Below are 25,165 nucleotides of genomic sequence, written 5' to 3' on the forward strand. Positions count from 1 at the left end.
ATGGGGACCACCATCGGCACATTGCGCTTCGCCACCGCGGGCTCCGTCGACGACGGCAAGTCCACGCTCGTAGGACGGCTGTTGCACGACTCCAAGTCGGTCCTCACCGACCAACTGGAGGCCGTGGAGCGGGCGTCGGCGAACCGAGGCCAGGAAGGCCCCGACCTCGCACTGCTCACCGACGGCCTGCGCGCCGAACGCGAACAGGGCATCACCATCGACGTCGCCTACCGCTACTTCGCCACCCCGCGTCGCCGGTTCATCCTCGCCGACACCCCCGGCCATGTGCAGTACACCCGCAACATGGTGACGGGTGCCTCCACGGCCGAGCTGACGGTGATCCTCGTCGACGCCCGCAACGGAGTCGTCGAACAGACCCGCCGCCACGCCGCGATCGCCGCGCTGCTGCGCGTCCCGCACGTCGTCCTCGCCGTCAACAAGATGGACCTCGTCGACTACCGCGAGCCCGTGTTCGCCGCCATCGCCGAGGAGTTCACGGCCTGCGCGAGCGAACTCGGCATACCCGAGATCACCGCGATCCCCATCTCGGCACTGGCCGGCGACAACGTCGTGGAACCGTCCGCGCACATGGACTGGTACGGCGGGCCGACCGTCCTCGAACACCTGGAGACCGTTCCCGTCGGCACCGCTCTCGCGAGTGCGGCGGCCCGTTTCCCCGTGCAGTACGTCATCCGTCCGCAGAGCGCCGAGCACCCCGACTACCGGGGATACGCGGGGCAGATCGCTTCCGGTGTGCTGCGCGTCGGCGACCCGGTCACCGTCCTGCCGTCCGGTCTCACCAGCACGATCACCGGTATCGACGCCCTCGGTACGCCGGTCGACCGGGCCCGGGCGCCGCAGTCGGTGACGCTTCTCCTCGAGGACGACCTCGACATCTCACGCGGTGACCTCATCGCTCCCAGCGCGCAGGCACCGGCCACCACGCAGGACGTCCAGGCCACGGTCTGTCATCTCAACGAGCGTCCGCTGAAAGTAAGTTCGCGTGTCCTGCTCAAACACGGCACCCGTACCGTCAAGGCCGTCGTACGGGAACTCCCGCACCGCATCGACCTCACCCATGGCCTGGCCCGCGAGACCGACCCCGGTGAGTTCGCCGTCAACGACATCGGCTCGATGGTGCTGCACACCGCCGAGCCACTGCCGTTCGACGCGTACGCCGACTCCCGCCTCACCGGTTCCTTCCTCCTGATCAGTCCCGCCGACGGGGCCGTCCTCGCGGCGGGGATGTGCGCGGCTGCCGATCGGTGAGGTCAGGAACGTGTCTTCCTTCTGGAGGCCGGCTGCTTGTCGGTGTTCGCCCGGGTTCGGGTTGCGGGGGACGCCGGGGGCAGTGGTCAGCCGGGCCAAGTGCGCTGTTCGTAGGTTGAGTTGGGGGTGTCGTCGTGGCCGAGCCGGTTCCGGAGCTGCTCGCTTTCAGCGGTGTTTCCTGGAGCGCCGGATGAGCAGCAGCGCGATGAACGCGCCCGCCGCGGCGAGCAGCGGGGCGCTGTTGGCGCGTGCCGCCCGCAGACCTTGGCCGGCCTTTTCGCGGGCCGGCTCCGGGGTCTTCTCCCAGGCGAGCCGACCGGCGTGAGCCGCCTTGTCGCGGACCTGCTCCGTGGCCGCGGCGGCCTTCGCCCGCACAGGCTCCGGTGTCCTGTCCTGCACCTCATGGACCACGCGTGCCGCTGTGTCCCGCAGTTGGGCCTTGGCCTGTGCCGCCTTCTCCCCGACCTGTTCCCTGACCGCGTCCGTCTTCTCCCGGGCGCGGGCCTTGCCATCGGCCTCGGCCGCGAGCGCCTCGACGGTCTCGCCGAGTTCCTCGCGGGTCGCCTCGACCTGCTGGCGCAGTTCCTCCGCGGAGGGTGCTGCCTCGTCGCCGGTGTGCGGCTTGTCCTGGGTCATCGCTGTGCCTTCTCCCTGATTTCGGCTACGTCGGCCTCGACGCTGTCGGCCTTCTCCTGCCACCGTTTGATCCTCTGTCCGTGTACCCGGGCAACGGCGCCTCACCGCCTTGGGCAGGGGCGCGCGGGAGCGCGGGTGCAGCGGCCGTCGAGCGCGCACGATGCACGCAGACGGTGCCGCAAGGACAGGAGCGCGCGGATGTCGTTCGAGGGCGTGATAGGCATCGTGCAGTACGTGATGAATCTGGTGGGCATCCTGGCCTTTGCCGGTGATGGGCGTACGCCCCGTGGCGTTCAGTGCCCCCGGGCTATTGCTGCGCGCCGATCGTCGGCGGCCTGGTGGTCTTCCTCAGCGCGCGCCCGCAGCGTCACGAGAGGGCGTTCGACCTCTTCGACGCGGCGGCCCTGGGCCTGTTCAGCGTCACTGTCCTGCATCACCTCCAACTCCTCGACGAGTGGACGGCCCCGGCCGCCGCCCTCGCCTTCGGCCTGCGCGTCCTCGCCCTGCGGCGCAACTGGCGCACCCCCAGGCCCCGTTTCTGGCGCAACCCGTTCGTCGGCATGCGCGCCGTCCCTGAACCTCCGCAGCCCGAGGCGCACTTGGGGCACATGGGAACTCGATCACCACACGGTTCTCTTGCGGCGCCCCCAGCCCGACCGGGCCGTACGACGCCACCGTGACAGCCCCCGGTCCCCGTGGACGCAACCTCGCAGCCAGACTTCGCCGTAGCCCTCCGCGACCGCTCTCCCGTATATACGCGTCAGACCCTGCGGACCGGCACCCTGTCCAGGCTGCCCTGGCCCCGTACGGGGCCGGCGGGACCAGGGCAGGCGTCACATGAGCCGGTCAGCCGACGGGCCGGGCCCGCGCGGCGTTGTCCGTCGTGCCGCGGGTGGGGCTACGCCGTTCACAGGCACTGCGAGATGACGCGCAGGACGACGCCCGGATAGTTGGTGGATGCCGAGGCGTACCACCCGGAGAGGTTCGGAGCCGTGTTCCGGACGACCTCCGTGTAGACGAGGCTGCTGTTCTGGACGGGCGGGTCCAGGGAGGCGCCGCCCGACAACGGCACATGTCCGGCGGGGCAGTTGCCGTAGCCGCCGGCCGAGCCGTTGACGGAGTACGGCGTGGACACCAGCGTGGGGGCCGGCAGGGGCGCGCACTGCGTCGTCACGACCAGCGTGTCGACACCGCTTCGCGCGAAGGTGGCGAACGACCAGCCGGTCTGGTCCGCCGTCGGCGCGTCGGTCTGCATGTTGAAACCCGCGGGTGTCGGAGAGCCCGAACTGTCCACGAAGTAGCCGCCGCCGCCGAACGCGTACGTCCCCGTGGGGCAGGTGACGGTCTGGCTGAACAGGACGTAGTCACCGACGTTCCCGGTGTGGGCCTGGAACGTCACCGACCGTGAGGTGCTCCCGGCGAGTTGTGCCGCCGGGACGCAGTCGGCGACGAGCGGCAGGTAGAGGTAGTTGGGATTGTTCAGGACGCCCACCACGAAGGCGCCGCTGCCGTTCGGTGTCAGGCCGACGCTCGCGAGGTTCGCGTTGCCTCCTCCCGCGGAGACGGCCTTCATGCCCGCCGGGCAACTGACCGAACCCGCCACCTGGTCGTACGCCTGACCGGTGAGATTGGCCCAGCGCTGGGTGAAGTTCACCGGCGCGAACGCCGCCGCCGACGTGGCGAACAGTAACCCGGCCGCGAAAAGTGTCGCGACGAGGGCCAGAATTCTTCGTGATCTCAAGTCATGTCCCCTTCGGTTGTGGACACCGACCCGCGCCCGCGCCCGGCCTGCCGCTGACCGGCAGCGGACGTCACGCAACGGCGCGGGATCGGCGCCGGCTGCGCATGAACCACGGTGGGATTCGCCGGTACCACCGTCGAGCGCTGTTCCGGTGAACGGACCGCTGCCGTGCTCGGGCGAGACCTGCGGGCGCCTCCCGGCGCTCTCGTCGCCGAGAACGGCGCCTGGAGCGTGCGCCGGACGCGATGCTCGACCACGTCGAATCCCGCATCGGGCGAGCGTGAGGGGCGGCCGTCGGCTCCGGCCCGGCGGAGTGCTGCGAGGGCGGCTCCCGAGGCCCGGCCGTAGGGTGGAAGTGAAGGAGATGAGGGTCATGACCGGACAGGTGTTGAGCGAGGTCAGTGCCGTCGTCGCTCCCGAACGCGAAGCCGGCTTCGTCGCGGCCTATCGCGAGCTGGTGACCCGTCCACTGCCCGACGGGCTGGTGCGGACCGAACTGCTGAGAGGGCAGGACGGACGCTGGCGTATCCAGTCGCTGTGGCGGGACCGCGCCGCCCTCGATGTCGTGCGCGCCGCCCCGGGTGGCCCGCCGGCACCCCGGCTCTTCCGCGAAGTGGGCGCCGACCCCGCACTGGCGGTGTTCGAAGTCGAGGTCCACCGCGTCGCGTTGGTCTCACCGGGCTGAGACTCGGGAAGAACCGCTGAACGTACGTACGGCTCGGGCAGGTGCGCAACGGCGGACCTTCAGGGTGCGTCGTCGGCCCCGGGCATCGTGTGCGCGATCGTGGCCGGCCGGTCGGAGTCGCTGCTCATTGGACTGCCTGGTCCTGAGTGCGCGCCGGTTCCTGCGCGAGCGGGCGGAGGCGGGTGAGCAGGTCGCGTCGGCCACGGATGACCAGGCCGAGCCCACCCGCGCGCTCGACATCGAGCATGCCGCTGAGCAGTCCGAGGACCGCACGGGGCGGTCCGTCCAGGACGAGGTCCGCGTCGGCGGCGCGGCCGAGCCGGGTATGGACCTGGCCGCCTCTCAGCTCGATGACGGCCGCCTCGTCGTTCGCGACAAGCTGGATGACCGCGGGTGGGGCGTCGGGATCGGCGTCGGTGGTGAACCATGCCGGGGCGTAGGCCAGCCACTGTGCCTGGAACGCGTCGTCCGGCCGCTCGACGGTCATGAACCGTAGACCCCACAGCCCGAGCGCCTTCAGTACCGGCTCCAGCTCCAGGCCGGTCTCGCTCAGGGCGTAGAGGGCGGTGGCGACCGGCGGCGGCGCGTCCTCGCGGGTGATCAGTCCGGCGGCCTCGAGTTCCTTGAGGCGGGTCGAGAGGAGGTTCGCCGCGACGCCCGGCAGCCCGTTCTTCAGGTCCGTGAACCGGCACGGACCGCGCAGCAGCAGCTCCCGGACGATCAGCAGCGTCCAGCGGTCTCCCACGACGTCGAGGGCCCGGGCGATCGAACAGTACTGGCCATAGCTCCGCATGCGCCAAGCGTAGACCGTCGGTGGTTTAGTTTTCAAATCGAGTGGTAGAAAAAATCTACCACCTGTGCTTAATCTTCCACCATGACTCGTGCACCGTCGAAACCGCTCGTGCTTGTCGCACTCCTGGCGGCATCGTTCGTGATCAACCTCGACACCACTCTGGTCAACGTGGCCCTGCCGACGCTGATACGTGAACTGGGCACCTCCACCGCCCAGTTGCAATGGGTGGTGGATGCCTACAACCTCGTGTTCGCCGCCCTGCTGCTGACCTCGGGCAGTCTGTCCGACCGCTTCGGCCGCAAGGGCATGCTCCTGGCCGGCCTACTGGTCTTCGGCCTGGCCAGCTTCACCGGGGGATACGCCGACACCCCGGCGGAGCTGATCGCGGCCCGGGCCGTGATGGGCCTCGGGGCCGCGATGACGTTCCCGGCCACGCTCTCACTGCTCACCGGCGTCTTCACCAGCCGCAAAGAGCGCGCGCTGTCCATCGGCCTGTGGGGTGCGACGGCCGGTATGGCCATCGCGCTGGGTCCGATCGCCGGCGGCTTCCTGCTCAAGCACTACAGCTGGTCGAGCATCTTCTACGCCCTCGGCCCGGTGTCCCTGGCCGTCATCGTCCTGGTGGCAGTGTTCGTCCCGAGGTCGCAGAATCCCCTGCCGCACCGCCTGGACCTCCCGGGCCTTGTCCTGTCCGGGGGATTCATGGGGCTGCTCGTCTACACCATCATCGAGGCCCCGGACCGCGGCTGGGCATCGCCGGCGTCACTCGCCGGCTTCGCCGGCGCCGTGCTCCTGCTCATCGCGTTCATCGTCGGCGAGCGCCGCGCCGAAGAGCCGATGCTCGACGTGCGGCTCTTCAAGGACATGCGCTTCAGCGCCGCCAGCGCCTCGGTCACGATCGCGTTCTTCACGCTGTTCGGGTTCATCTTCCTGATGACGCAGTTCTTCCAGTTCGTCCGGACGTACAGCCCCCTGTCCACCGGCGTCCACCTGCTGCCCGTCGCGGTCTCCGTCGCCGTCGGATCGACCCTCGGGACACGGCTGGCGGTCCGGGCCGGCACCAAGGCTGTCGTCACGGCCGGGCTCGCTCTCCAGGCGGCTTTCTACTTCTGGGTCGCCTCCGACATTTCCCCGACCCTCGGCTACGGCGTCATCGCCGCCCAGATGGTCGTCTACGGCCTGGGCATGGGCCTGACCTCCGCACCCGCGACCGAGTCCATCATGGGCGCGGTCGCAGCCGACCAGGCCGGAGTGGGGTCCGCCGTCAACGACTCCACCCGCCTCCTCGGCGGAACCCTCGGCGTCGCGGTCATCGGCAGCGTGTACGCCTCGCTGTACGGCGCCCGGCTCGACACCGCTCTCCCGGCACTGCCCGCCGCGCTGACAGACCTCGCCCATCAGTCCGTCGGGGCCGCGTTCGGCGTCTCCGGCCAACTCGCCGCCGACGGCCGGCCCGCCGTGGCCGAGGCCGTACGGCAGGCCGCGACCAGCGCCTTCGACCACGGTCTCAGCGTCGGGTGCGTCGTGGCCGGAGTCGTCGCAGTCGCCGGCGCGCTGCTCGCCGCCGTCTTCCTGCCCGCCCAGCCCCCGCAGCAACCCGGACCGGCACACCGGCCGGCCGGGTCGGCCGACACCACCAACTACCGGAAGGACCCGGTGTCATGACCTACGGAGAATCCGCCGTCCGCCAGACCGTCGACCGACTCCTGAGCGACCACCGCGATCTCGACGCCGCGGCCGACGGAGCCCTGGACAACCTCGATCAGTTCCACATCGGCGGCGCCGGCGCCGTCGAACTGCTCATCCCCACCCTCGCCCTCGCGCACGGCGACGTCGTCCTGGACGTCGGCTCCGGATTCGGCGGCCCCGCACGCCAGATCGCCCGCCGCACCGGCAACCACGTCGTCGGCATCGACATCACCCCGTCCTACGTCGACGCCGCACGCGACCTCACCGTGAGGGCCGGACTCGGCGACCTCGTCCAGTTTCAGGCGGGGGACATAGCCGGCTTCCAGCCCGATCCGCCCTTCGACGCCGCGATCACCATGCACGTCCAGATGAACGTGCGGGACAAGACCACCTGGTTCCGTCACATCGCCGAACGCCTCGCCCCCGGCGCACGCCTGGCTCTCTGGGAGGTCTGCCGACCACACCAGGCCGACCTTCCCTGGCCCATGCCCTGGTCACTCGACGGCACCGACAGCTTCGTCGTGCCCGCCGACACCCTGCTCGCCTCCGTCAAGGACGCGGGGTTCACCAAGGTCGAGTGGACGAACGAGTCGACATGGGTCCAGGACTGGATCACCAGGACCTTCGCGGACGGCCTGCCCGCCGGCCCCGCACTGCCGATGCTCCTCGACGACGGCTATACCCGCGTCATCAACTACGCCACCGCGCTCGCAGACGGTTCCCTCGAAGTCTGGCGCGGCTGTTTCACCAAGGACGCCGACCAAGCCTGACTTTTGGCCCCCTGGCGTTGGCCCGCAGAGTCCGCGGAGACGGCCCGGAAGCGCAGGAACAGTGGCGCCGCGTAGAAGCCGATCCTGACGGCTTTCGCGGAGCGGCGGCGGAACCGGTGGAACAGCGGCAGTCTGCTGACCGAGACAGGCGATTCCTCGTCGGTGTCGGCCTGTTCGGCTGCGTTCACCCGCGCGGATGCCTCGTCCAGCCAGCCGTTCGCCACCGCGGTCGGGTTCTGGAGTGCTTCCGGTGTGCCGGCGGTCGACTGCTTCGCCTTCCACCGTGCGGTGGGCGAAAGCCACCTGCCGAGTCGCATCCTCGAAGGCCGGTCGGCGGCCCGCTGGAGGTCGACAGGCGCAAGGACCCATGGCTCACCATCGTGCCGAATGGGGTTCATGTCACCGGCACAGGGCCGTCCGCCGAGCGGTAGGCCAACTCCTAGCAGAGAACGGCAAGTTGAAGTGAAGTCGGGCTCGTCGTTGCGGTTGGGGCAAGCATGTCGGCCTTGGGTGCGCCGAGCGGTCGAGGCCGAGGCGGGGTGAACACCCCCGGTCCGGACTCGACCAGGACGCCGTCGCCGGGAAGACCCGCGCCGCGTGGCCCGGGTCTTGCCGGTGGAGCGAACCGCTGCGGGACTTCGTTGCAGGGCGCCGACGCCAACCCCTGTCTCTGGACACGCGCCCACGGCCGCGCTCCGGTGGTGCAGGCTCCGGTCTGCCTCACCTACGAGAACCCGCCCGGCGTCCACACCGCCGCCGAGCGCGTCGACGCGTTCAAGAACGGCCCGCGGAGCGGATGGTTCAACTGCGCCAATCTCAACGCTGCTGTGCGAAGGCGCCGATTAGCGGAATTTCCCCGACGAATGGCGGGGTCCGTCCCGTAGATCTCCTCGACCACCGCAAACGGATGGGAATTTGTCTCTGAGGCAAATCCGTGTGGGCCAGGCCAGGTTCGGTGTGAGGGTTCCGTAACTCCGCTTTGTTCCGGATGACTTGGTTCGGTAACCGGAGGTGGCTGAAGTAATGGTCACAAGCAGCGGCGAGGCGCAAGACCTCGGCGCCAGGCATGGAGGATGTCATGCCCGAGATGTATTTCGATGTGCGCTGGCCCGATGATACGACCCAGCGCTGCTATTCCCCCTCGACAGTCGTCGAGGAGTATTTCGCGGCAGGCGACACCTACGAACTGGCGGATTTCCTGGAGCGCAGTCGAACAGCGCTCGGAATCGCCGGTGAGCGGGTCCGTGAGAAGTTCGGTTTCCACTGCACGGGCGCTTCGGGCCAGTTGGAGCAGATCGAGGAGACGGTGCGCGTCCGCGCCTTCCCCGCCGGAGCCAAGGTCACGGTCGAGGCGCTGCTCGACGCCGACGGGAGCCCGAGGTGAGCGCGGAGCCCCGCCTCGCCGGGGCCCACCACACCGTCGCCGTCATCGGCGGCGGCCAGGCGGGACTGTCGATCAGCCACGGTCTGCGCGAACGCGGTGTCGGGCATGTGGTCGTCGAGGCGAACCGGGTGGGGCACGAGTGGCGGGAGCGCCGCTGGGACTCCTTCTGCCTCGTGACCCCCAACTGGCAGTGCAGACTGCCGGGCCACCCCTACGCCGGCAGCGACCCGAACGGCTTCATGGTCCGCGACGAGATCGTGCGCTACCTGGAGGAGTACGTCACCGCCTTCCGGCCGCCGCTGGTGGAAGGGGTGGCCGTGACCCGGCTGCGCCGCTCGGCGACGGGCGTCTTCGAAGTCACCACCACGGCGGGGGAGTTCACCGCCGACCAGGTGGTCGTCGCGACCGGCCCCTACCACCGGCCGCGGATCCCGAGGACCGCCGAACGGCTGCCCGCAGCCGTCGCCCAGTTCCACTCCTCCGGCTACCGCAACCCCGGCCAACTCCCCGACGGCGCCGTCCTCGTGGTGGGCACCGGCCAGTCCGGCTGCCAGATAGCCGAAGACCTGCACCTCGCAGGCCGACAGGTACACCTCGCGGTCGGCAGCGCGCCCCGGGTCGCCCGCTTCTACCGCGGCCGGGACTGCGTGGCCTGGCTGGACGACATGGGCCACTACGCCAAGAGCATCGACGGGTTCGACGACGCCGACGCGGTGCGCCTGCGGGTCAACCACTACGTCACCGGACGGGACGGGGGCCGCGACATCGATCTGCGCGCCTTCGCCCGCGACGGGATGCGCCTGTACGGCCGGCTGACCGAAGTCGGCGTCGAACGGCTGGAGTTCGCCGACGACCTGAAGGTGAACCTCGATCACGCGGACGCGGTGGCCGAGGGCATCAAGGACGCGATCGACGCGCACATCGAGGCCAACGGCATCGAGGCACCCGAGGAGGCCCGGTACGTACCGGTGTGGGAACCGGACGGAGAACCGGGGGAGTTGGACCTCGCGGCGGCCGGTGTCACCTCCGTCGTCTGGGCGACCGGCTTCACCCGCGACCACCGCTGGATCGAGATCCCCGTCTTCGACGGCCGCGGCTACCCGATGCACTGGCGGGGCGTCTCCAGCGTGCCCGGCCTGTACTTCCTGGGCCTGCCCTGGCAGCACTCGTGGGGTTCGGGACGCTTCGAGGCGGTGGGCAGGGACGCGGAGTTCCTGGCGAACCACATCGACGCCTCGCGCCGCCTGGCCGACGTCTGCGGCACCCTCACCGGCGCGCCCGGCGCGCTCGCCTCCGCCCTCCCGATCGGCTGACGGCCATGGTCTTCGACGCGCACCGCCACATCGGCGTCCTGCCCGCGTACCCCTTCTACGGCGGCCCACCCGTCAATCCCGACACCACCGCTCGCGCCACCGTCAAGCAACTGATCGCCGACCTGGACGCGGAGGGCACCGAACGCGCCCTGGTCATCCCCAACTACGGCGTCCCCGACCCCGCGATCGCGTTCTCCTTCAACGAGTTGGCCATCGAGGCCGCGCAGTCCGACGACCGGATCCGGGCGGGCCTGTGGGTCTCGCCGCGCCCCGAGGACGAGCAACGCACCGTGCGGGCAATGGAGTTGGCGGGCGAGGAGGGGGTCCGCGCACTCAAGCTCAGCTTCCTGCTGGGCGGCCGCCCCACGGACCCGGCCTGCCGCCCGCAGCTCGACCGGATCTTCGCCACCGCCGCGCGGCACGGCCTCGTCGTCCACGTCCACACCTCTCCCGGTGCCGCCTCCGACATCGACGAGGTCGGTCATCTGGTCGACTGGTATGCCGATCAAGTCCCTGTCCATCTCGTGCACTTCGGCGGCGGGATGAGCGGCCACATCAAGCTCGCCGGCTCCCGGTTCTTCGACTGGATCACCGCCGGCAAGCGCGTCTACACCGACCTCTCCTGGGCCATCGGCTTCACTCCCCGCTGGCTGGCCCAGGAGATCGAGCGCCGCGGCATCGGTCACGACCGGGTGCTCTTCGCCAGCGACCAGCCGTGGGGCGACTTCGCGGGCGAGTACGCCCGTCTCGCCGCGGCGACCGGCGGCGGTGCCCTGGGCGACCTGGTCTTCCGGGACACCTTCGCCGCGCTCTACGACTGACCGTCCCGCCCCCTTCCGTACCCACAAGGAGACAGCCATGTCCGAAACCGTCCAGCTCAGCGACGTCGAGCAGAAGTCCCTCGACGAGATCCCGCACCCCTCCCTGCCCGAGGGCTCCAGCATCTACGGCTCCACCAAGGTCTTCCCCGACTACCAGGCCGAGGACGGCGAGACCTACTTCACCCTCGTGCACGGCATCGCCCACGAGTCGTCCGTGTCCTTCGTCGCCGTCCTCCAGGCCACCCGCGCCCTGCGCAAGGGCTTCGAGACCGCCATCTACTTCTACGGCCCGGGCTCCCTCAACTGCCTTGCCACACGCGGCTTCCCGACCACCGGCAACTCCGCGTTCCCGGGCGAGCACAACATCAACAACCAGCTCAAGACGTTCATCGCCGAGGGCGGCAAGGTCTTCTGCTGCCGCTTCGGGCTGTCTCTGCACGGCGCCCGTGAGGAGGACCTCATCGAGGGCGTCATCCCCACCCACCCCCTCGACGTCCAGGACGCGCTGATCCACTACGCGCGCAAGGGCGCCATCATCAACTCCACCTACCAGCTGTAAGGGGCCCGCCATGAGCGTTGGCACCGGATCGACAGCCGTGGACGTCCGCATCATGACCCGTGCCGAACTCGCCCTGCGCGGGGTCGCGTTGGACGCCCCCGTACGGCGTCCCGACGGCGCGGGACCCAGCGACGACGGCCACGTTCTCGTGGGCGGTGCCAACGCGGCCCTGCCCACCAACCCCGCCAGCCCGTACCGTGTGCGCGACGGCCGGGTCTGGCTCGGCGAGGACACCGGGACATTCAAAGACACTGGCCTCACCCTGACCCCCGTACAGCGTCCGAGGTTCTACGACCTCACGACCGCCGACGGCGTCCCCTACGAGCACATCGCCCGCCTGCACGGCGCCGACGTCCTGGCCACCACCGTCGTCCAGACCTGTATCCGCTACGCCGAATCCGATCGCTGCCGCTTCTGCACCATCGAGGAGTCCCTGCGCTCCGGCGCCACGGTGGCCGCGAAGACCCCGGCGCAGCTCGCAGAGGTCGCCGAGGCCGCCGTGCGGTTGGACGGCGTCAAACAGATGGTCATGACGACGGGGACGACCACCGGCCCGGACCGCGGCGCCCGCGCCCTGGTCCGGTCGGTACGCGCTGTCCTCAAGGCAGTCCCCGGGCTGCCCGTCCAGGTGCAGTGCGAACCGCCCGGCGACCTCGCCTGGATCCGCGGTCTGCACGACGCCGGGGCCACCGCGATCGGCATCCACGCCGAGTCCCTCGACGACGAGGTGCGCCGGCGTTGGATGCCCGGCAAGTCGTCCGTCCCGCTTGCCGAGTACGAGGCCGCCTGGGACGAGGCGGTGCGGATCTTCGGCCCGAACCGGGTCTCCACCTACCTGCTCGTCGGACTCGGTGAGGATCCCGACGAACTCATCGCGGGGGCAGGAGAGTTGATCGACCGGGGTGTGTACCCGTTCGTCGTCCCCTTCCGGCCGATGCAGGGCACACTCGCCGCCCGCGACGGAACAGCCGCACCGAGCGCCGAGTTGCTGGGCTACGTCACCGAGGGCGTCGCCGCCAAACTGATGGCCGCCGGGATGCGCGGCGCCGACCAGAAGGCGGGGTGCGCGGCCTGCGGGGCGTGCAGCGTGCTGCCGACAGCAGGCGGGTGAGGGCGTGCTCCTCGACGGATCCCCGACACCGACGGCGACCGAGCGGCCGCAGGACATCCTGGCTCTGCTGGGCGACCGCAGCACCCTCGCACGTGCGACCTCCTTCCATGTCGAAGAGGCCGGTGGGCAGGGCGAGTTGGCCGCCTACCGGCGGCTGCGCCGGGAGGTCTTCGTCCACGAGCAGGAGCTTTTCCACGGCCACGACCTGGACGACCGGGACGACGATCCGCGCACGCTGGTGCTGGTCGCCAAGGACGCCGGCGGCACGGTCCTCGGCGGGGTACGGCTGGGGCCGGTCGCCGACGGCCCCGACCTCGGCTGGTGGGCGGGCGGCCGACTCGTCGTCACGCCGGACGCCCGTGGCCCCAAGGGCATCGGGGCCGCGCTGGTGCGAGCCGCGTGTGCTCGGGCGGAAGCAGAGGGCGTACTGCGCTTCGACGCGACCGTCCAGGCGCGCAACGAGCCCTTGTTCCGGCGGCTGGGCTGGAGATCCGTACGACCGACCGAGGTCGCGAGCACACCGCACACGCTGATGCGGTGGCCCATCGGGCGCATCGCGGCGCAGACGGCGGCCACCAAGTCCGCCCTGGGTCCCCTGCTCGCCGCGCTTCCCGCTCCGCCCGGCTTCGTCGGCGACGACGGCACACCCCTCCCCGGCACCGACGTGATCGCCGCGTGCGACGCGATCGTGCCCTCCATGGTCGAGCGCGACCCGGAATGGGCGGGCTGGTGCTCGGTCCTGGTGAACGTCAACGACCTTGCCGCGATGGGTGCTTCACCGCTCGGGCTGCTCGACGCCCTCGGCGCCAGGGACGCCGGGCACGCGGCCCGGGTGCTGGACGGACTGGCCCGCGCGGCACGGTCGTACGGCATCCCGGTCCTCGGCGGCCACACTCAGCTCGGCGTTCCCGCCGCCCTGTCGGTGACCGCGCTCGGCCGTACCGCGCACCCGGTGCCGGGCGGCGGCGGACGGCCGGGGCACGCCGTACGGCTGACGGCCGACCTGGGCGGCGGCTGGCGACCGGGATACCGGGGTCGCCAGTGGGACTCGACGACCCACCGCCGTAGCGACGAACTGCGCGCCATGACAGGTGCGGTGGCCGCCGCCCGGCCCGCCGCGGCCAAGGACGTGTCGATGGCCGGGATCGCCGGGACCCTCGGCATGCTCGCCGAGGCGAGCGGCTGCCGGGCGGTGCTCGACGTGGCCGCCGTACCGCGACCGGACGCCGGAGCCACCGTCGGCGACTGGCTGACCTGCTTCCCCGGCTGGGCCATGCTCACCGCCGACGCACCGGGTGCCCCGCCGCTGCCCGCCGGGCCCGCCACGGGCGCGGTCTGCGGCGAACTCACGGCAGGAGAAGGCGTCGGGCTGCGCTGGCCCGACGGAGAGATCACCGAAGCGGTCACCTCCACCGTGACCGGGATGGGACCCGCATGAGCACCCTGCGCATGGCCGCCGTCGCCGCCGAGTTCGGCCGCGACCTCGAAGAGGACTTCGCGATCGCCGAACGGCTGGTCAAGGAGGCCCGGGAACAGGACGTACGACTGCTCGCTCTCCCGGAGGCATGCCTGGGCGGGTATCTCCTCAGCCTCGACGACTCCGCCGAACTCGACGAGGGGCCGCCCGCCCTCGCCCTCGACGGCCCCGAGATCCGCCGACTGGCCGCCCTGGCCGGGGAGATGACCGTTGTCGCCGGGTACTGCGAGGCGGACGGGGACGGCCGCCGCTACAACAGCGTCGTCTGCGTCACCGGCGACGGCGTCCTCGGCAACCACCGCAAGGTCCATCAGCCGCTGAGCGAGGACGCGTCGTACGCCTCCGGCGACCGCTTCCACGCCTTCGACACTCCGGTCGGCCGGATCGGCATGATGATCTGCTACGACAAGGCGTTCCCGGAGTCGGCACGGGCGCTGGCGCTGGACGGCGCCGAGATCGGGGTGTGCGTGTCGGCGTGGCCGGGTGCGCGCACCAACGCGGCCGTCGACCTCGAACAGGACCGCTGGAAGCGGCGGTTCGACCTGTTCGACCGGGCCCGTGCCCTGGAGAACCAGATCGTGTGGCTGTCGGCCAACCAGGCGGGCACCTTCGGGTCGCTACGCTTCGTCGGCAGTGCCAAGGTCGTCGACCCCGGCGGCGAGATCCTCGCCGACACGGGGGTGGCGGCCGGCATCGCCGTCGCCGAACTCGACGTCGCACAGGCCCTTGAGACCGCCCGCCGGTCGATGGGGCACCTGCGCGACCGGCGGCCCGAGACCTATACGTACGCAGGAGCAGTCAGCGCATGAGCATGATCCGGATCGCGGCCGTGGCCGCCCACTTCGGCCGCGACCTGGAGTTCGACCTGGCCCGCATCGCCAAGCTCGTCGACGACGCCCGTGCCGCCGGCGCCCGGCTGCTCGTGCTGCCCGACGCCGCCCTCGGCGGCTACCTCGCCGATCTGCGCCACCCCGACCCCGAGGCACTGCCGCCGGCCCTCAAGCCCGACGACCCGCTGATCCTCCAAGTCGCCAAGCTGGCGGCCGAGATGGTGGTGTGCGTCGGCTACTGCGAGGACGCGGGCGACGAGCGCTTCAACGCGGCCGTCTGCGTCAGCGGCGACGGGATCCTCGGCCGGCACCGCAAGGTCCACCTCCCGGCCGGCGAGGTCGCCGCCTACGCGCCCGGCGATCGCTTCGACGCCTTCGACACCCCGGTCGGCCGCCTCGGCATGCTCATCGACTACGACAAGACCTTCCCCGAGTCCGCCCGCTCCCTCGCCCTGGACGGAGCCGAGATCCTCGCCTGCCTGTCCGCCTGGCCCACGTCCATCACCAACCGGGCTCCGCGCATGGCCCAGGACCGCCAGGCCAAGCTCTTCGACCTCTACGACCAGGCCCGGGCCGCCGAGAACCAGGTCGTCCTCGCCTCCTCCAACCAGACCGGCGCCATGGGCGGCATGCGCTTCCTCGGCCAGGCCAAGGTCGTCGGCCCCGGCGGCGACATCCTCGCCCGCACCTGGTCCAAGGCCGGCCTCGCCGTCGCCGAACTCGACGTCGCCGCCGAGACCGACCGGGCCCGCCGCGTCCTGCGCCACCTCGACGAACGCCGCCCCACCGCCTACCGGGAGTCCAGGACGTGAAGATCGCCCTGCTCAGCTACTCCACCAAGCCGCGCGGCGGGGTCGTCCACACCCTCGCCCTCGCGGAGGCCCTCGCGGCGCTCGGCGAGGACGTCACGGTGTGGACCCTGGGCCGGGGCGGCGACACGGGCTTCTTCCGGCCCGTCTCCCCTGCGGTACGGCTGCGGATCGTGCCGTTCGCCGACGGCCCCGCCGACGAGACGGTCGGCCAACGGGTTCGGCGCTCCATCGCCACCCTCCGCGACGCCTTCGACCCCGCCCCGTACGACATCGTCCACGCCCAGGACTGCATCAGCGCCAACGCCGTCGGCCGCTGCGTCCGCACCGTCCACCACATCGACCACTTCACCACCCCCGAGCTGGCCGCCTGCCACGAACGGGCCATCGTCGAGCCGCACGCGCACATCTGCGTGTCGACGGCTGTGGCGGAGGAACTCCGGGCGGGCTGGGGCCTGTCGGCGGAGGTGATCGCCAACGGGGTGGCCTACGACCGCTTCGCCGCCACCGACCCGACGGCGAGGTCGAGTTGGCGCTCCCGGCTGGGCCGCTACGTCCTGACCGTCGGCGGCATCGAACCCCGCAAGGGCTCCCTGGATCTGCTGGAGGCCTACGCCCTGCTGCGCGCCGAACACCCCGACGTACGCCTGGTGATCGCGGGCGGCGAGACCCTCTTCGACTACCGCGACTACCGCGCCCGCTGGGAGCGGCGGGCGGACGAACTCGGCGTGGAGCCAGTGGTGTTGGGCCCGGTACCCGACGACGAACTGCCCGCCCTGGTCGCCGCCGCCGACGCGTTCGCCTTTCCCTCGCTCAAGGAGGGCTTCGGTCTGGCCGCCATGGAGGCGCTCGCCGCGGGCGTCCCCCTGGTCGTACGGGACCTTCCCGTGCTGCGCGAGGTCTTCGGCCCGGCGGCCCACTTCGCCGCCACGCCCGCGCAGTTGGCCGCCGCGCTCGGCCACACCCTCACGGTCGACGACCCGGCCGGACGGGCCGCCGGACAGGAGTTGGCCGCCGCTCACACCTGGTCCGAGGCGGCCCGTCGCCATCTGGCCCTGTACCGCTCCCTCAGCTGACCGGACGCGTTCATGCCCCCGGCAGCGGGCGGACCGTGAGGATCTGCGAGGCGTGTCCGACCGGACCGTCGAGGTCGTGCAGAACCGTGCCGGTCAGGCCCTGACCGGAGGGGCCGAAGGTGACCTCGGTGTCCAACCCCGTCCAGGCGCCGCGTGGTTGGCGGTGGAGATGGACGGTCAGGTCGACGTTGGGGAACATCCACGCGGTGGGCGGCTGCCGGACGGCGATGCCGTTGGCGGTGTCGACGAGCGCCACATAGGACGCGAGGGGGCTGACCGGAACGCCGGCGACCAGGTCGAGCGGCGTGGAGATCCAGGCGGTCGTACGGCCTGGCTGCGGCGGTGCCACGGGGCGGACGTCCACGGAGGCGATGTAGCCGCCGGGCCACAGGTCGGACATGCGCCACGGGACGAGTGACTCCGGCGGGGCGAGCCGGTCGTCGGGACCGCCCGCGACCGCGGTGGTGTCGAGTGCGGCCAGATACCAGGCGCGGGCCCGGACCACCGGGCGGCCGGCGATCCGTACGACCGCTTCGAGGAGTTCGATGGTCCGGCCGGGCCGGAGGTTCTCCACCTCGATCTCGCACTCGTCGAGGGCGAGGCGGCCGAGGATGTCGTAGCTGATCCGGGAGAGGACCAGTCCGGTGTCCGCGCCGGCCGCCCGGTGGCGGTCGAGGGCGTGGACGACGAGCCCGCCCAGCGGACTGAAGTGCTGCTCGTCGGGGTCCCAGGCTCCGCTCACGTGGGCCGTCGGCTTGTAGCGGTGGTCGTCGGTGGCTTCGAAGTAGCTGTCGGGGGTCAACGGACGTTTCTCCAAAGGGGTGTTCACAGGGTGTTGGGCATGACGGCGTAGACGGCCGTTCCGGCGCCGACACCGAGGATGGTGCGGCGGCCGCAGGCCAGGTGGACGCCGATGGTGACGGCGACGGCGAGCGGTGCGTACCAGGCGCCGTGCGGGTCGGTCGTGACGCTCCCGTGCAGTGCGGTCACGGCCGGGATCGCGAGGATGCCGACCGGCATCCACACCGCCGGGCGCGCGACGATCGCCGAGTCGCGCAGTCGGCCGAGCATGGCGAAGGGCACGGCCCGCAGGACGAGCGTGATGGTGAAGACGATCGCCGGCACGGCGATGAGGTACGAGGTGCTGGGCATCGGCGACCTTCCGGGCCGTGGTGAGGTGCGGGCCAGGAGCAGGCCGACGAAGAGCAACAGCGCGGTGAACATCGCCGGGCCCGCGGTGAGGACGAGGACGACGGTCACGGTCGCCCCCGCGAGCAGCAGGGACGGCAGCTCCTCGCGGGAGCGGAACGCGTCCAGGGTGAGCACGGTGAACAGAACGCACAGGGCGAACTCCAGTCCCTTGACCGGGGCAGCAGACGGGCGGAGGTACTGATCACATCTCGGAGTATCGACCCATGACCCGGACAGAACCTGTCCTGATCCCGGCATAGCGTCGTTTCCATGAGTACCGAAACCACTTCCGCAGCGGCGATCCGCTACACGTCCGTCACGTTCGACTGCCCGGACCCCGCCGAGCTGGCTCGCTTCTACGGCGAGGTCCTCGGCCTGCCCGTGCGCTTCTCCAGCGACGACTTCATCCTGCTCGGCAAGGAGGGCTCGACCGGACTGAACTTCAACCGGCCGGCCGGCTACCGGCGTCCCACCTGGCCGGACCCCCTCCAGGAGAAGCAGGCCCATCTCGAACTGGGCGTCGACGACCTGGACGCCGCCCAGACACGACTGCTCGCCCTCGGAGCTGTCGCGGCGGCGACTCAGCCTCGGCCTGATCTCTGGAGGGTCCTGCTGGACCCCGCCGGTCATCCGTTCTGCATCACCACCCTGGGCTGAGCGCGGGCCTGCGTGCGGCCGGGCCCGATCTGGCCGAGGCCGAGGTGATTCTCGGCACCTCGGCCGGTTCGGTGGTCGGGGCCCTGGCGGCCTCCCGCACCGATGTCGCGGCCGTGCGGGCCAGGATGGCGGCCGTGGCCGAACTCGTGGGCGCCGAGCAGTTGGCCGCGGGTTTCCAGAACTTCATGACCGCCATCTGGCAGGCCGACCCGGAGACCGATCCCGAGCAGGGGCTGCGCTCGATCGCCAAGGCCGCCGAAGGAACGAAGACGATCGATGAGCAGGCTTATCTGGGCCTGTATGAAGCGTTCACCGGCCTGCCCCCGCCCGGCGCCCACCACTGCACCGCCGTCGACGCCGAAACCGGTGCACTGGTGGTGTGGGGTCCCGAGTCCGGTGTGCCGCTGCAGAAAGCGGTGGCGTCCAGCTGCGCCGTTCCGATGATCGATCCGACCGTCACCCTCAAGGGGCGCCGCTACATCGACGGCGGGATCGCCAACCACCTCAACCCGGCCGCCGCACCCCGGACCGACCGTTGGGAGGAAGACGGGCCGGTCGACGCCAGGGATCCGCAGGCGGCCACTGAGGCCTACGCCCTCGGCCTGCGCCAGGCCGAAGCAGAACTCGACCGTCTCACCGCCGTGTCAGACCGGCCGACGCCCACCGGTCGGACACGGCCCGAGCCCTGGCGCCGGGCCTGAGCGCACAGGGCTGTCAGTCGCTTGGCCGAATTTCAGGCCGCGACCACTCCCACGCCGGGATAGTTTGTCCATGTTTTCCCCGGCTCCCGCCTCCACTCCTACAGGCTGTAGGGTGCCGGTAACCCTACAAACTGTAGGGGGGAGGGTGGGTCATGTCCGGCAGCACGTACGCCACACTCGCCGGGACCCGGCGGCCCGGACCGCCGACCGCGTCCGGCCGCTCGGAGTACCCCATCGCGCTGGTGGCCGTCGCCTTCACCCTGGCCCAACTGGTGCTCGTACGCCCCGGGTTGGGCCTCGGCTGGGACGAGACCGTGTACGTCAGCCAGATCAGCGCGCACGCGCCCGCCGCCTTCTTCAGCGCACCCCGGTCCCGTGGCATCTCCCTCCTGGTCGCACCGATCACGTCCTGGTCCTCGTCCACCACCCTGCTCCGCGTCTACCTCGCCGTCCTCTCCGGCCTCGCCCTCTTCCTCGCACTCCGCACCTGGCGCACCCTGTTCCCCGTCCGCGTCCTGGCCCTGGCGGGCACCCTCTTCGCCTCCCTCTGGGTGACGCTCTTCTACGGCCCGCAGGCCATGCCCAACTACTGGGTCGCCGTGGGCGCCCTGGCCGCGACGGGCTGCTTCCTGCGAGCCCGCGCCGACCACGCCGGCCGTTCGACGCTGTGGGGCCTGGCGGCGAGCGCGTCCCTCATGGCGTGGATGCGGCCGACCGACGCGGTGTGGGCGACCCTGCCCCTTCTCGCCCTCTGCCTCTTCGCGCGCCACTGGCGGCTGCTCACCGTCCTTCTGGCCGGGCTCGCCTCCGGGGCCCTGGAGTGGGTGGTCGAGGCGTACGTCAGCTACGGCGGTCTGACGCAGCGGCTGCACGACGCCTCGGCGATCGAGGGCGGACTCGGTTTCCACCTCGCGGTCGTCGACCAGCTGCGCAGCCTGGGCGGACGCGCCCTGTGCCGCCCGTGCACGGGTGCCATGCCCAACCCGGCGGTCGACGTCTGGTGGCTCGTGCTGCCCGTGCTCGCCGTCGCCGGACTGGTCGTCGCCGTCCGCGCCCGGCGCACCGCGCCCACCCTCGTGCCGTTCGCCTGCGCCGCGACGGCGGCCTTCCCGTATCTCTTCATGATCGGCTACGCGGCCCCGCGCTTCCTGCTGCCCGCCTACGCGCTGGTGGCGATTCCGGTCGCCGACGCGCTGATCCACTTGGTCACCAGGCCGACCGGAGCGTGGCGGCGGGTCGCGGTGACCCTGCTCGCGGTGGGGCTCGCCGGGCATCTGGCGGTCCAACTCGCCGTCCTGGAACACACGGTGAGCCGTACGAACGCCCAGCACCGCGACTGGTCCCGCGCCGCCGCCGAACTCCACCGCCTGGGTGTGCGCGGACCCTGCCTGCTCACCGGCCAGGACGCCATCCCGGTCGCCTTCTACACGGGCTGCGCCTCCGCCTCGACCGAGGGGCACAACGCCAACTCCAGCCGGACCGTCATCGACCGGACCGCCCGCCGTATGCCGGTCGCCGACATCACACCGGCCGGCGGCCGCCCACCCGCGTACGCCCACGACTGGTCCGTCCACCACTACGGCACACTGGACATCCGCGTCGCTCCCACCACCAAGACGGGCGGAGGCGCATGACGGCACCTCCCGACCTCACCGCGACGACCGGCACCCGGCGCCGACACGCCTACTGGCAGGGGGCGTTGACGCTCTGTGTGCTCGTGGCCGTGGTCTGTCTGCTCCGGCGGCACTGGCCCGTGCTCGCGAACGGCGCCGGGCGGCTCGCCGTCGCCGATCAGGGGTGGTTGCTGGTGGCCGGGACGGCCGCGTTCGGGACCTGGGTGTCCTCGGCGCTCGCCCAGCAGGGCGCGGTGCCCCAACGGCTGCCCGGCGGACGGCTGGTGGCCGCGCAGTTCGCCGCGTCGGCCGCCAACCACGTGCTGCCCGCCGGGCTCGGCGCCGGTGCCGTCAACCTGCGCTTCCTGATGCGCTGCGGGCTCCCGGTCGGCCGCTCGGCCAGCGCCCTCGCCGTGAAGGCGACCGCCGGTGTGGTCGTCCGGATCGTGCTCATCGGCGTCCTCGCCACCGCCTGCCCGGGTGTGCTGCGCGTCCCGCACATCTCCATGGGCGTGGTCGGAGTCGTACTCGCCGTCGTCGCGTTGGTGGCCGTACTGCTCAACTGCCCGCTGTGGCCCCGGTGTCGGCGTGCCCTCGCGGCGGTGCTGGCCGACATCCGGGCCGTGCACGCCAGGCCGCAGCGGGCGGTGGCCCTGTGGGGCGGTTCGCTGGCCTTCGCCGCGCTGCACTCCCTGGTGCTGATCTGCGTCACGCAGGCCGTCGAACTGCCGCTGTCCCCGGCCCGGGTGGCGCTGCTCTATCTCGCCGCGAGCAGCGCCGCCGCCCTGCTGCCCACCCCGGGCGGAATCGGCTCCCTCGACGCCGCCCTGGTCTTCGCCCTCACCGCCTCGGGAACCACGGCGTCGGCCGCCGCGTCCGTCGTCCTCGGCTACCGCCTGCTCACCGTCTGGCTGCCGCTGATCCCGGGCCTGTTGGTGCTCGGGGTACTCGTCCGCCGCAAGGACCTCTGACACCGAACGGCGTTTCCCGTCCCGCCGGTTCAGGTAGGAGACCGTTGTCGACCCACGGGCGAGGGGGAGTTGCATGGCTGGGAACGAGAACGACGGCCGGCTGGCGGAGGAGTTCTTCACTCCCGGATCCTCGTCCTTCACCGACTTCCTGGCCGCGCACCGGCCCGCGCTGCTGCCCACCCGCCGCCCCTTCCCGGACGGCGTCCGCGCGAAGGACGGCCAATTCCCGCACGGCACCACGGTGTTGGCGCTCACCTACCGCGACGGCGTGCTGATCGCCGGCGACCGCAGGGCCACCATGGGCAACGTCATCGCGCAACGCGACCTGGAGAAGGTCCACCCGGCGGACGACTACACGGCGGTCGCCTTCGCCGGCACGGTCGGACTCGCCGTCGACATGGTGAAGCTGTACCAGGTCGAGCTGACCCACTTCGAGAAGATCGAGGGCATCCCGATGACCCTCAACGCCAAGGCCACCCGCCTCGCCGGCCTGATCCGCCAGAACCTCGGCCAGGCCATGCAGGGCCTCGCCGTCGTACCGCTCCTCGTCGGCTACGACCCCGCCGCTCCCGAGGGCGCCAAGGGCCGTATCTTCACCTTCGACGTCGTCGGCGGCACCTACGAGAAGCCGGACTTCCACGCCGAGGGCTCCGGCTCCCCCTACGCCAGGGGCGCCCTGAAGAAACTGTTCCAGCAGGGCATGTCCCGGCGCGACGCGGCCCTGGCCGCGCTGCAGGCCCTGTACGACGCGGCCGACGACGACTCGGCCACCGGCGGCCCCGACATCAACCGCCGTATCTTCCCCATCGTGTCGGTCATCACCGAGGACGGCTTCGAGCGGCTGCCGGAACCGGAGACCGAGGCGCTGACCCGCGAGATGGTCGAACAGCGTCGGAGCCACCCGGACGGACCGACCGTCGCACCCTGAACCGAACTGTCCCGGTGGAAGCGGAGAACGCGTTGAGCAGCGCCGTAGGAACAACCGAGCCGTCACGCGTCTGGTCGCATCCGACGCTCGGGCTGCACGCCCTCGTCGATGCCTCCGGAGCGGTCCGGCTGGGAGCGCCCGGTCAGGACTGGGACCGCCTGGTGCCGCTCGTCGAGGTCACCGCCACCGGGCACGGGCGCCTGTGGTCGGGGGAGCGCTTCATCGAGACGGCGATCGGCGAACGCCTCGCCCACCAGGACCACCGGACCGTACGGGACGGAAGTACGGAGCGTACGACGATCCGGCTGGCGGACCCCGTGACCGGGCTGGCCGCCGAGGTCACCCTGGAGGCGGGCGTCGGCTTCCTCCGTGCGGGCGTACGGCTGGTCAACGAGGGCGTCGAGCCGGTCCGGTTGGAGAGCGTGACGACGCTGATCCTCGGCGGTATCTCCGACCCCGGCACCGGAGTTGACGGCCTGACTCTGCACTGGGCGGACAACAGCTGGCTCGCCGAATGCCGTTGGCGCCGGGCGCGGTTCCGTGACGAGGTCGTGGCGTTGAACCGATCCGTGCACGGGCATGAGGGGCGAGGCTGCTTCGAGCGCTACTCGCAAGGGAGTTGGTCCACCGGGCGTCACCTGCCGGTCGCCGCGCTCACCGACCGCGACGGCGGGGCGTGGCTGTGGCAGATCGAGTCCAGCGCGGGCTGGCGCTTCGAGACCGGAGAGCGCGAAGGCGCGGCCTATGTCGCCCTGTTCGGTCCGGATGACGCCCACCATCAGTGGCACCAGACCCTGGCCCCCGGCGAGGAGTTCCGTACCGTCCCGGCTGTTCTCGTCCGTGCGGAGACCGGTGGCCTGGACGCCGCCTTCGCGACCCTCACCGACTACCGCCGCGCCATCCGTCGCGACCACCCCGACCATCGCCGACTCCCGGTGATCTACAACGACTACATGAACACCCTGATGGGCGACCCCACCACCGAACGGCTCCTGCCGCTCGTCGAGGCGGCGGCGGGCGCCGGTGCCGAGGTGTTCGTGATCGACGCGGGCTGGTACGACGACGATGCCCAGGGCTGGTGGGACTCCGTCGGCGCGTGGGAGGCCGCACCTGCCCGCTTCCCGGGCGGTATTCACGAGGTCCTGGACGCCATCAGGAAGCACGGCATGACGCCGGGGCTGTGGCTGGAGCCCGAAGTCGTCGGCGTCCGGAGCCCGTTGGCCGACTCCCTGCCGCCCGAGGCGTTCTTCCGGCGCGGCGGGCTGCGCGTCACGGAACACGGACGGCACCACCTGGACCTGCGGCACCCGGCCGCCCGCGCCCACCTCGACGAGGTCGTGGACCGGCTCGTCGGTGAGTGGGGCGTCGGCTATCTGAAGCTCGACTACAACATCGACATCGGGCCCGGCACGGAACACGGGACCGAGAGCGCGGGGGCGGGACTGCTCGGTCACCACCGCGCCCACCTCGACTGGATGGCCGGACTCCTCGACCGTCATCCCCAACTGGTCCTGGAGAACTGCGGATCGGGCGGGCTGCGCATGGACTACGCCCAACTCGCCGTGGCGCAGCTCCAGTCCACCAGTGACCAGCAGGACCCGCTGCGCTACCCGCCCATCGCCGCCTCGGCCGGCACCGCCGCGGCCCCCGAGCAGGCGGCCGTGTGGGCCTACCCCCAGCCCGACCAGAGCCCGGACGAGATCGCCTTCACCCTCACCGGCGCGCTGCTGGGCCGTATCCACCTGTCCGGTTTTCTCAACCGCATGGATGACGAGCGGTTCGACCTCGTCCGCTCGGCGCTCTCCGTCTACAAGGACCTCAGGGCGGAGATCGCTGCCGCGCATCCGTTCTGGCCGCTGGGTCTGCCCGGCTGGGACGACGAGTGGATCGCGCAGGGGCTCCGGGGCGCGCGGTCCACCTATGTGACCGTCTGGCGGCGGGAGTCGGACAGCGCCACGGACTGCGCGCTCGCCGTCCCCCACCTGCGCGGCGCTCCTGTCGACCCCGTGGTGCTGTATCCGGCGACCGCTGATGCCGGGGTGGAGTGGGACGCGGCCGAGGGGCGGTTGACGGTGTCGCTGCCCCGGGCCGGTACCGCCGTTCTCGTTCGGCTGGGCGGCAGTTGACCCGCAGACCTGGCG

General features: G+C 71.3%; 25 protein-coding genes. 20 read left to right on the forward strand and 5 right to left on the reverse strand.

Translation table 11 applies throughout. From position 1 onward, the window contains the following. On the forward strand, positions 1–1,269 hold the full coding sequence (locus tag SSP08S_RS12315; protein WP_019067900.1) for a sulfate adenylyltransferase subunit 1: 1,269 nt from the start codon (positions 1–3) through the stop codon (positions 1,267–1,269). A gap of 165 nt (positions 1,270–1,434) precedes the next feature. On the opposite strand, the gene SSP08S_RS12320 is transcribed toward SSP08S_RS12315, so the two are convergent. Next, complete coding sequence (locus tag SSP08S_RS12320; RefSeq protein ID WP_019067901.1) at positions 1,435–1,905, reverse strand: DUF3618 domain-containing protein; 471 nt, start codon at positions 1,903–1,905, stop codon at positions 1,435–1,437. A gap of 296 nt (positions 1,906–2,201) precedes the next feature. On the opposite strand from SSP08S_RS12320, the gene SSP08S_RS61035 reads away from it, so the two are divergent. After that, positions 2,202–2,585: a hypothetical protein gene (locus SSP08S_RS61035; RefSeq protein WP_102133317.1), complete on the forward strand. Its 384-nt coding sequence runs from the start codon at positions 2,202–2,204 to the stop codon at positions 2,583–2,585. Between the two features lie 227 nt (positions 2,586–2,812). On the opposite strand, the gene SSP08S_RS12330 is transcribed toward SSP08S_RS61035, so the two are convergent. Next, positions 2,813–3,646, reverse strand: a complete 834-nt coding sequence (locus SSP08S_RS12330; protein WP_158697160.1) for a hypothetical protein — start codon at positions 3,644–3,646, stop codon at positions 2,813–2,815. 373 nt (positions 3,647–4,019) lie between these two features. Between SSP08S_RS12330 and SSP08S_RS12335 the strand changes: the two genes are divergently transcribed. Continuing rightward, positions 4,020–4,331 carry an antibiotic biosynthesis monooxygenase family protein gene (locus SSP08S_RS12335; RefSeq protein ID WP_019067904.1) on the forward strand — a complete coding sequence of 104 codons (312 nt, stop codon included), beginning with the start codon at positions 4,020–4,022 and terminating at the stop codon, positions 4,329–4,331. 124 nt (positions 4,332–4,455) lie between these two features. Here the strand turns inward: SSP08S_RS12335 and SSP08S_RS12340 are convergent, their stop codons facing one another. Next, complete coding sequence (locus tag SSP08S_RS12340; protein ID WP_019067905.1) at positions 4,456–5,124, reverse strand: winged helix-turn-helix transcriptional regulator; 669 nt, start codon at positions 5,122–5,124, stop codon at positions 4,456–4,458. Between the two features lie 81 nt (positions 5,125–5,205). Between SSP08S_RS12340 and SSP08S_RS55215 the strand changes: the two genes are divergently transcribed. The 11 genes from SSP08S_RS55215 to SSP08S_RS12395 all read left to right on the forward strand — a co-directional run bounded on the left by SSP08S_RS55215 (position 5,206) and on the right by SSP08S_RS12395 (position 16,963). Beyond that, positions 5,206–6,789: a DHA2 family efflux MFS transporter permease subunit gene (locus SSP08S_RS55215; RefSeq protein ID WP_245607869.1), complete on the forward strand. Its 1,584-nt coding sequence runs from the start codon at positions 5,206–5,208 to the stop codon at positions 6,787–6,789. Beyond that, positions 6,786–7,583, forward strand: coding sequence for an SAM-dependent methyltransferase (locus SSP08S_RS12350; protein ID WP_019067907.1), 798 nt, complete (start codon positions 6,786–6,788; stop codon positions 7,581–7,583). Before SSP08S_RS55215 ends, SSP08S_RS12350 begins: the two co-directional genes overlap by 4 nt. A gap of 1,078 nt (positions 7,584–8,661) precedes the next feature. Then, complete coding sequence (locus tag SSP08S_RS12355) at positions 8,662–8,967, forward strand: MSMEG_0570 family nitrogen starvation response protein (protein ID WP_019067908.1); 306 nt, start codon at positions 8,662–8,664, stop codon at positions 8,965–8,967. Continuing rightward, positions 8,964–10,280: an MSMEG_0569 family flavin-dependent oxidoreductase gene (locus SSP08S_RS12360; RefSeq protein ID WP_019067909.1), complete on the forward strand. Its 1,317-nt coding sequence runs from the start codon at positions 8,964–8,966 to the stop codon at positions 10,278–10,280. The genes SSP08S_RS12355 and SSP08S_RS12360 overlap by 4 nt, the downstream gene beginning before the upstream one ends. Before the next feature lie 5 nt (positions 10,281–10,285). Continuing rightward, positions 10,286–11,101, forward strand: a complete 816-nt coding sequence (locus tag SSP08S_RS12365; RefSeq protein ID WP_019067910.1) for an amidohydrolase family protein — start codon at positions 10,286–10,288, stop codon at positions 11,099–11,101. A 37-nt stretch (positions 11,102–11,138) separates the two neighbouring features. Further along, complete coding sequence (locus tag SSP08S_RS12370) at positions 11,139–11,660, forward strand: MSMEG_0572/Sll0783 family nitrogen starvation response protein (RefSeq protein WP_019067911.1); 522 nt, start codon at positions 11,139–11,141, stop codon at positions 11,658–11,660. Positions 11,661–11,670: 10 nt separating this feature from the next. After that, positions 11,671–12,771 carry an MSMEG_0568 family radical SAM protein gene (locus tag SSP08S_RS12375; protein ID WP_043259402.1) on the forward strand — a complete coding sequence of 367 codons (1,101 nt, stop codon included), beginning with the start codon at positions 11,671–11,673 and terminating at the stop codon, positions 12,769–12,771. Between the two features lie 4 nt (positions 12,772–12,775). Beyond that, on the forward strand, positions 12,776–14,209 hold the full coding sequence (locus SSP08S_RS12380) for an MSMEG_0567/sll0787 family protein (RefSeq protein WP_019067913.1): 1,434 nt from the start codon (positions 12,776–12,778) through the stop codon (positions 14,207–14,209). Then, entirely contained in the window at positions 14,206–15,057 is an 852-nt protein-coding gene (locus SSP08S_RS12385; protein ID WP_019067914.1) for a carbon-nitrogen hydrolase family protein, read from the forward strand. Before SSP08S_RS12380 ends, SSP08S_RS12385 begins: the two co-directional genes overlap by 4 nt. Next, complete coding sequence (locus tag SSP08S_RS12390; RefSeq protein ID WP_019067915.1) at positions 15,054–15,890, forward strand: carbon-nitrogen hydrolase family protein; 837 nt, start codon at positions 15,054–15,056, stop codon at positions 15,888–15,890. The genes SSP08S_RS12385 and SSP08S_RS12390 overlap by 4 nt, the downstream gene beginning before the upstream one ends. Continuing rightward, positions 15,887–16,963, forward strand: a complete 1,077-nt coding sequence (locus SSP08S_RS12395) for an MSMEG_0565 family glycosyltransferase (RefSeq protein WP_019067916.1) — start codon at positions 15,887–15,889, stop codon at positions 16,961–16,963. The genes SSP08S_RS12390 and SSP08S_RS12395 overlap by 4 nt, the downstream gene beginning before the upstream one ends. Before the next feature lie 10 nt (positions 16,964–16,973). Here the strand turns inward: SSP08S_RS12395 and SSP08S_RS12400 are convergent, their stop codons facing one another. Further along, positions 16,974–17,765 (reverse strand): thioesterase family protein, encoded by a 792-nt coding sequence (locus SSP08S_RS12400; RefSeq protein WP_026178424.1) that lies wholly within the window; start codon positions 17,763–17,765, stop codon positions 16,974–16,976. 23 nt (positions 17,766–17,788) lie between these two features. Next, positions 17,789–18,289, reverse strand: coding sequence for a branched-chain amino acid transporter permease (locus SSP08S_RS12405; protein WP_019067918.1), 501 nt, complete (start codon positions 18,287–18,289; stop codon positions 17,789–17,791). 135 nt (positions 18,290–18,424) lie between these two features. Here SSP08S_RS12405 and SSP08S_RS55220 point away from each other — a divergent pair, with 135 nt between their 5' ends. The 6 genes from SSP08S_RS55220 (at position 18,425) to SSP08S_RS12435 (ending at position 25,150) form a co-directional block, all read left to right on the forward strand. Beyond that, a complete protein-coding gene (locus tag SSP08S_RS55220) occupies positions 18,425–18,811 on the forward strand; it encodes a VOC family protein (protein ID WP_019067919.1) in 387 nt (128 codons plus the stop codon). A 29-nt stretch (positions 18,812–18,840) separates the two neighbouring features. Beyond that, positions 18,841–19,512 (forward strand): patatin-like phospholipase family protein, encoded by a 672-nt coding sequence (locus SSP08S_RS55225; RefSeq protein WP_369407089.1) that lies wholly within the window; start codon positions 18,841–18,843, stop codon positions 19,510–19,512. Positions 19,513–19,664: 152 nt separating this feature from the next. Further along, entirely contained in the window at positions 19,665–21,146 is a 1,482-nt protein-coding gene (locus SSP08S_RS12420) for a glycosyltransferase family protein (RefSeq protein WP_019067921.1), read from the forward strand. Beyond that, positions 21,143–22,096 carry a lysylphosphatidylglycerol synthase transmembrane domain-containing protein gene (locus SSP08S_RS12425; protein WP_019067922.1) on the forward strand — a complete coding sequence of 318 codons (954 nt, stop codon included), beginning with the start codon at positions 21,143–21,145 and terminating at the stop codon, positions 22,094–22,096. Before SSP08S_RS12420 ends, SSP08S_RS12425 begins: the two co-directional genes overlap by 4 nt. A 73-nt stretch (positions 22,097–22,169) precedes the next feature. Beyond that, positions 22,170–23,024: a proteasome subunit beta gene (prcB, locus tag SSP08S_RS12430; protein WP_019067923.1), complete on the forward strand. Its 855-nt coding sequence runs from the start codon at positions 22,170–22,172 to the stop codon at positions 23,022–23,024. 32 nt (positions 23,025–23,056) lie between these two features. Then, positions 23,057–25,150: a glycoside hydrolase family 36 protein gene (locus SSP08S_RS12435; protein WP_043259421.1), complete on the forward strand. Its 2,094-nt coding sequence runs from the start codon at positions 23,057–23,059 to the stop codon at positions 25,148–25,150. The last annotated feature ends 15 nt before the right edge of the window (positions 25,151–25,165 follow it).

Origin of the sequence: Streptomyces hokutonensis, from assembly GCF_000376565.1 — a bacterium.
In the GTDB taxonomy this organism is placed as follows: domain Bacteria; phylum Actinomycetota; class Actinomycetes; order Streptomycetales; family Streptomycetaceae; genus Streptomyces; species Streptomyces hokutonensis.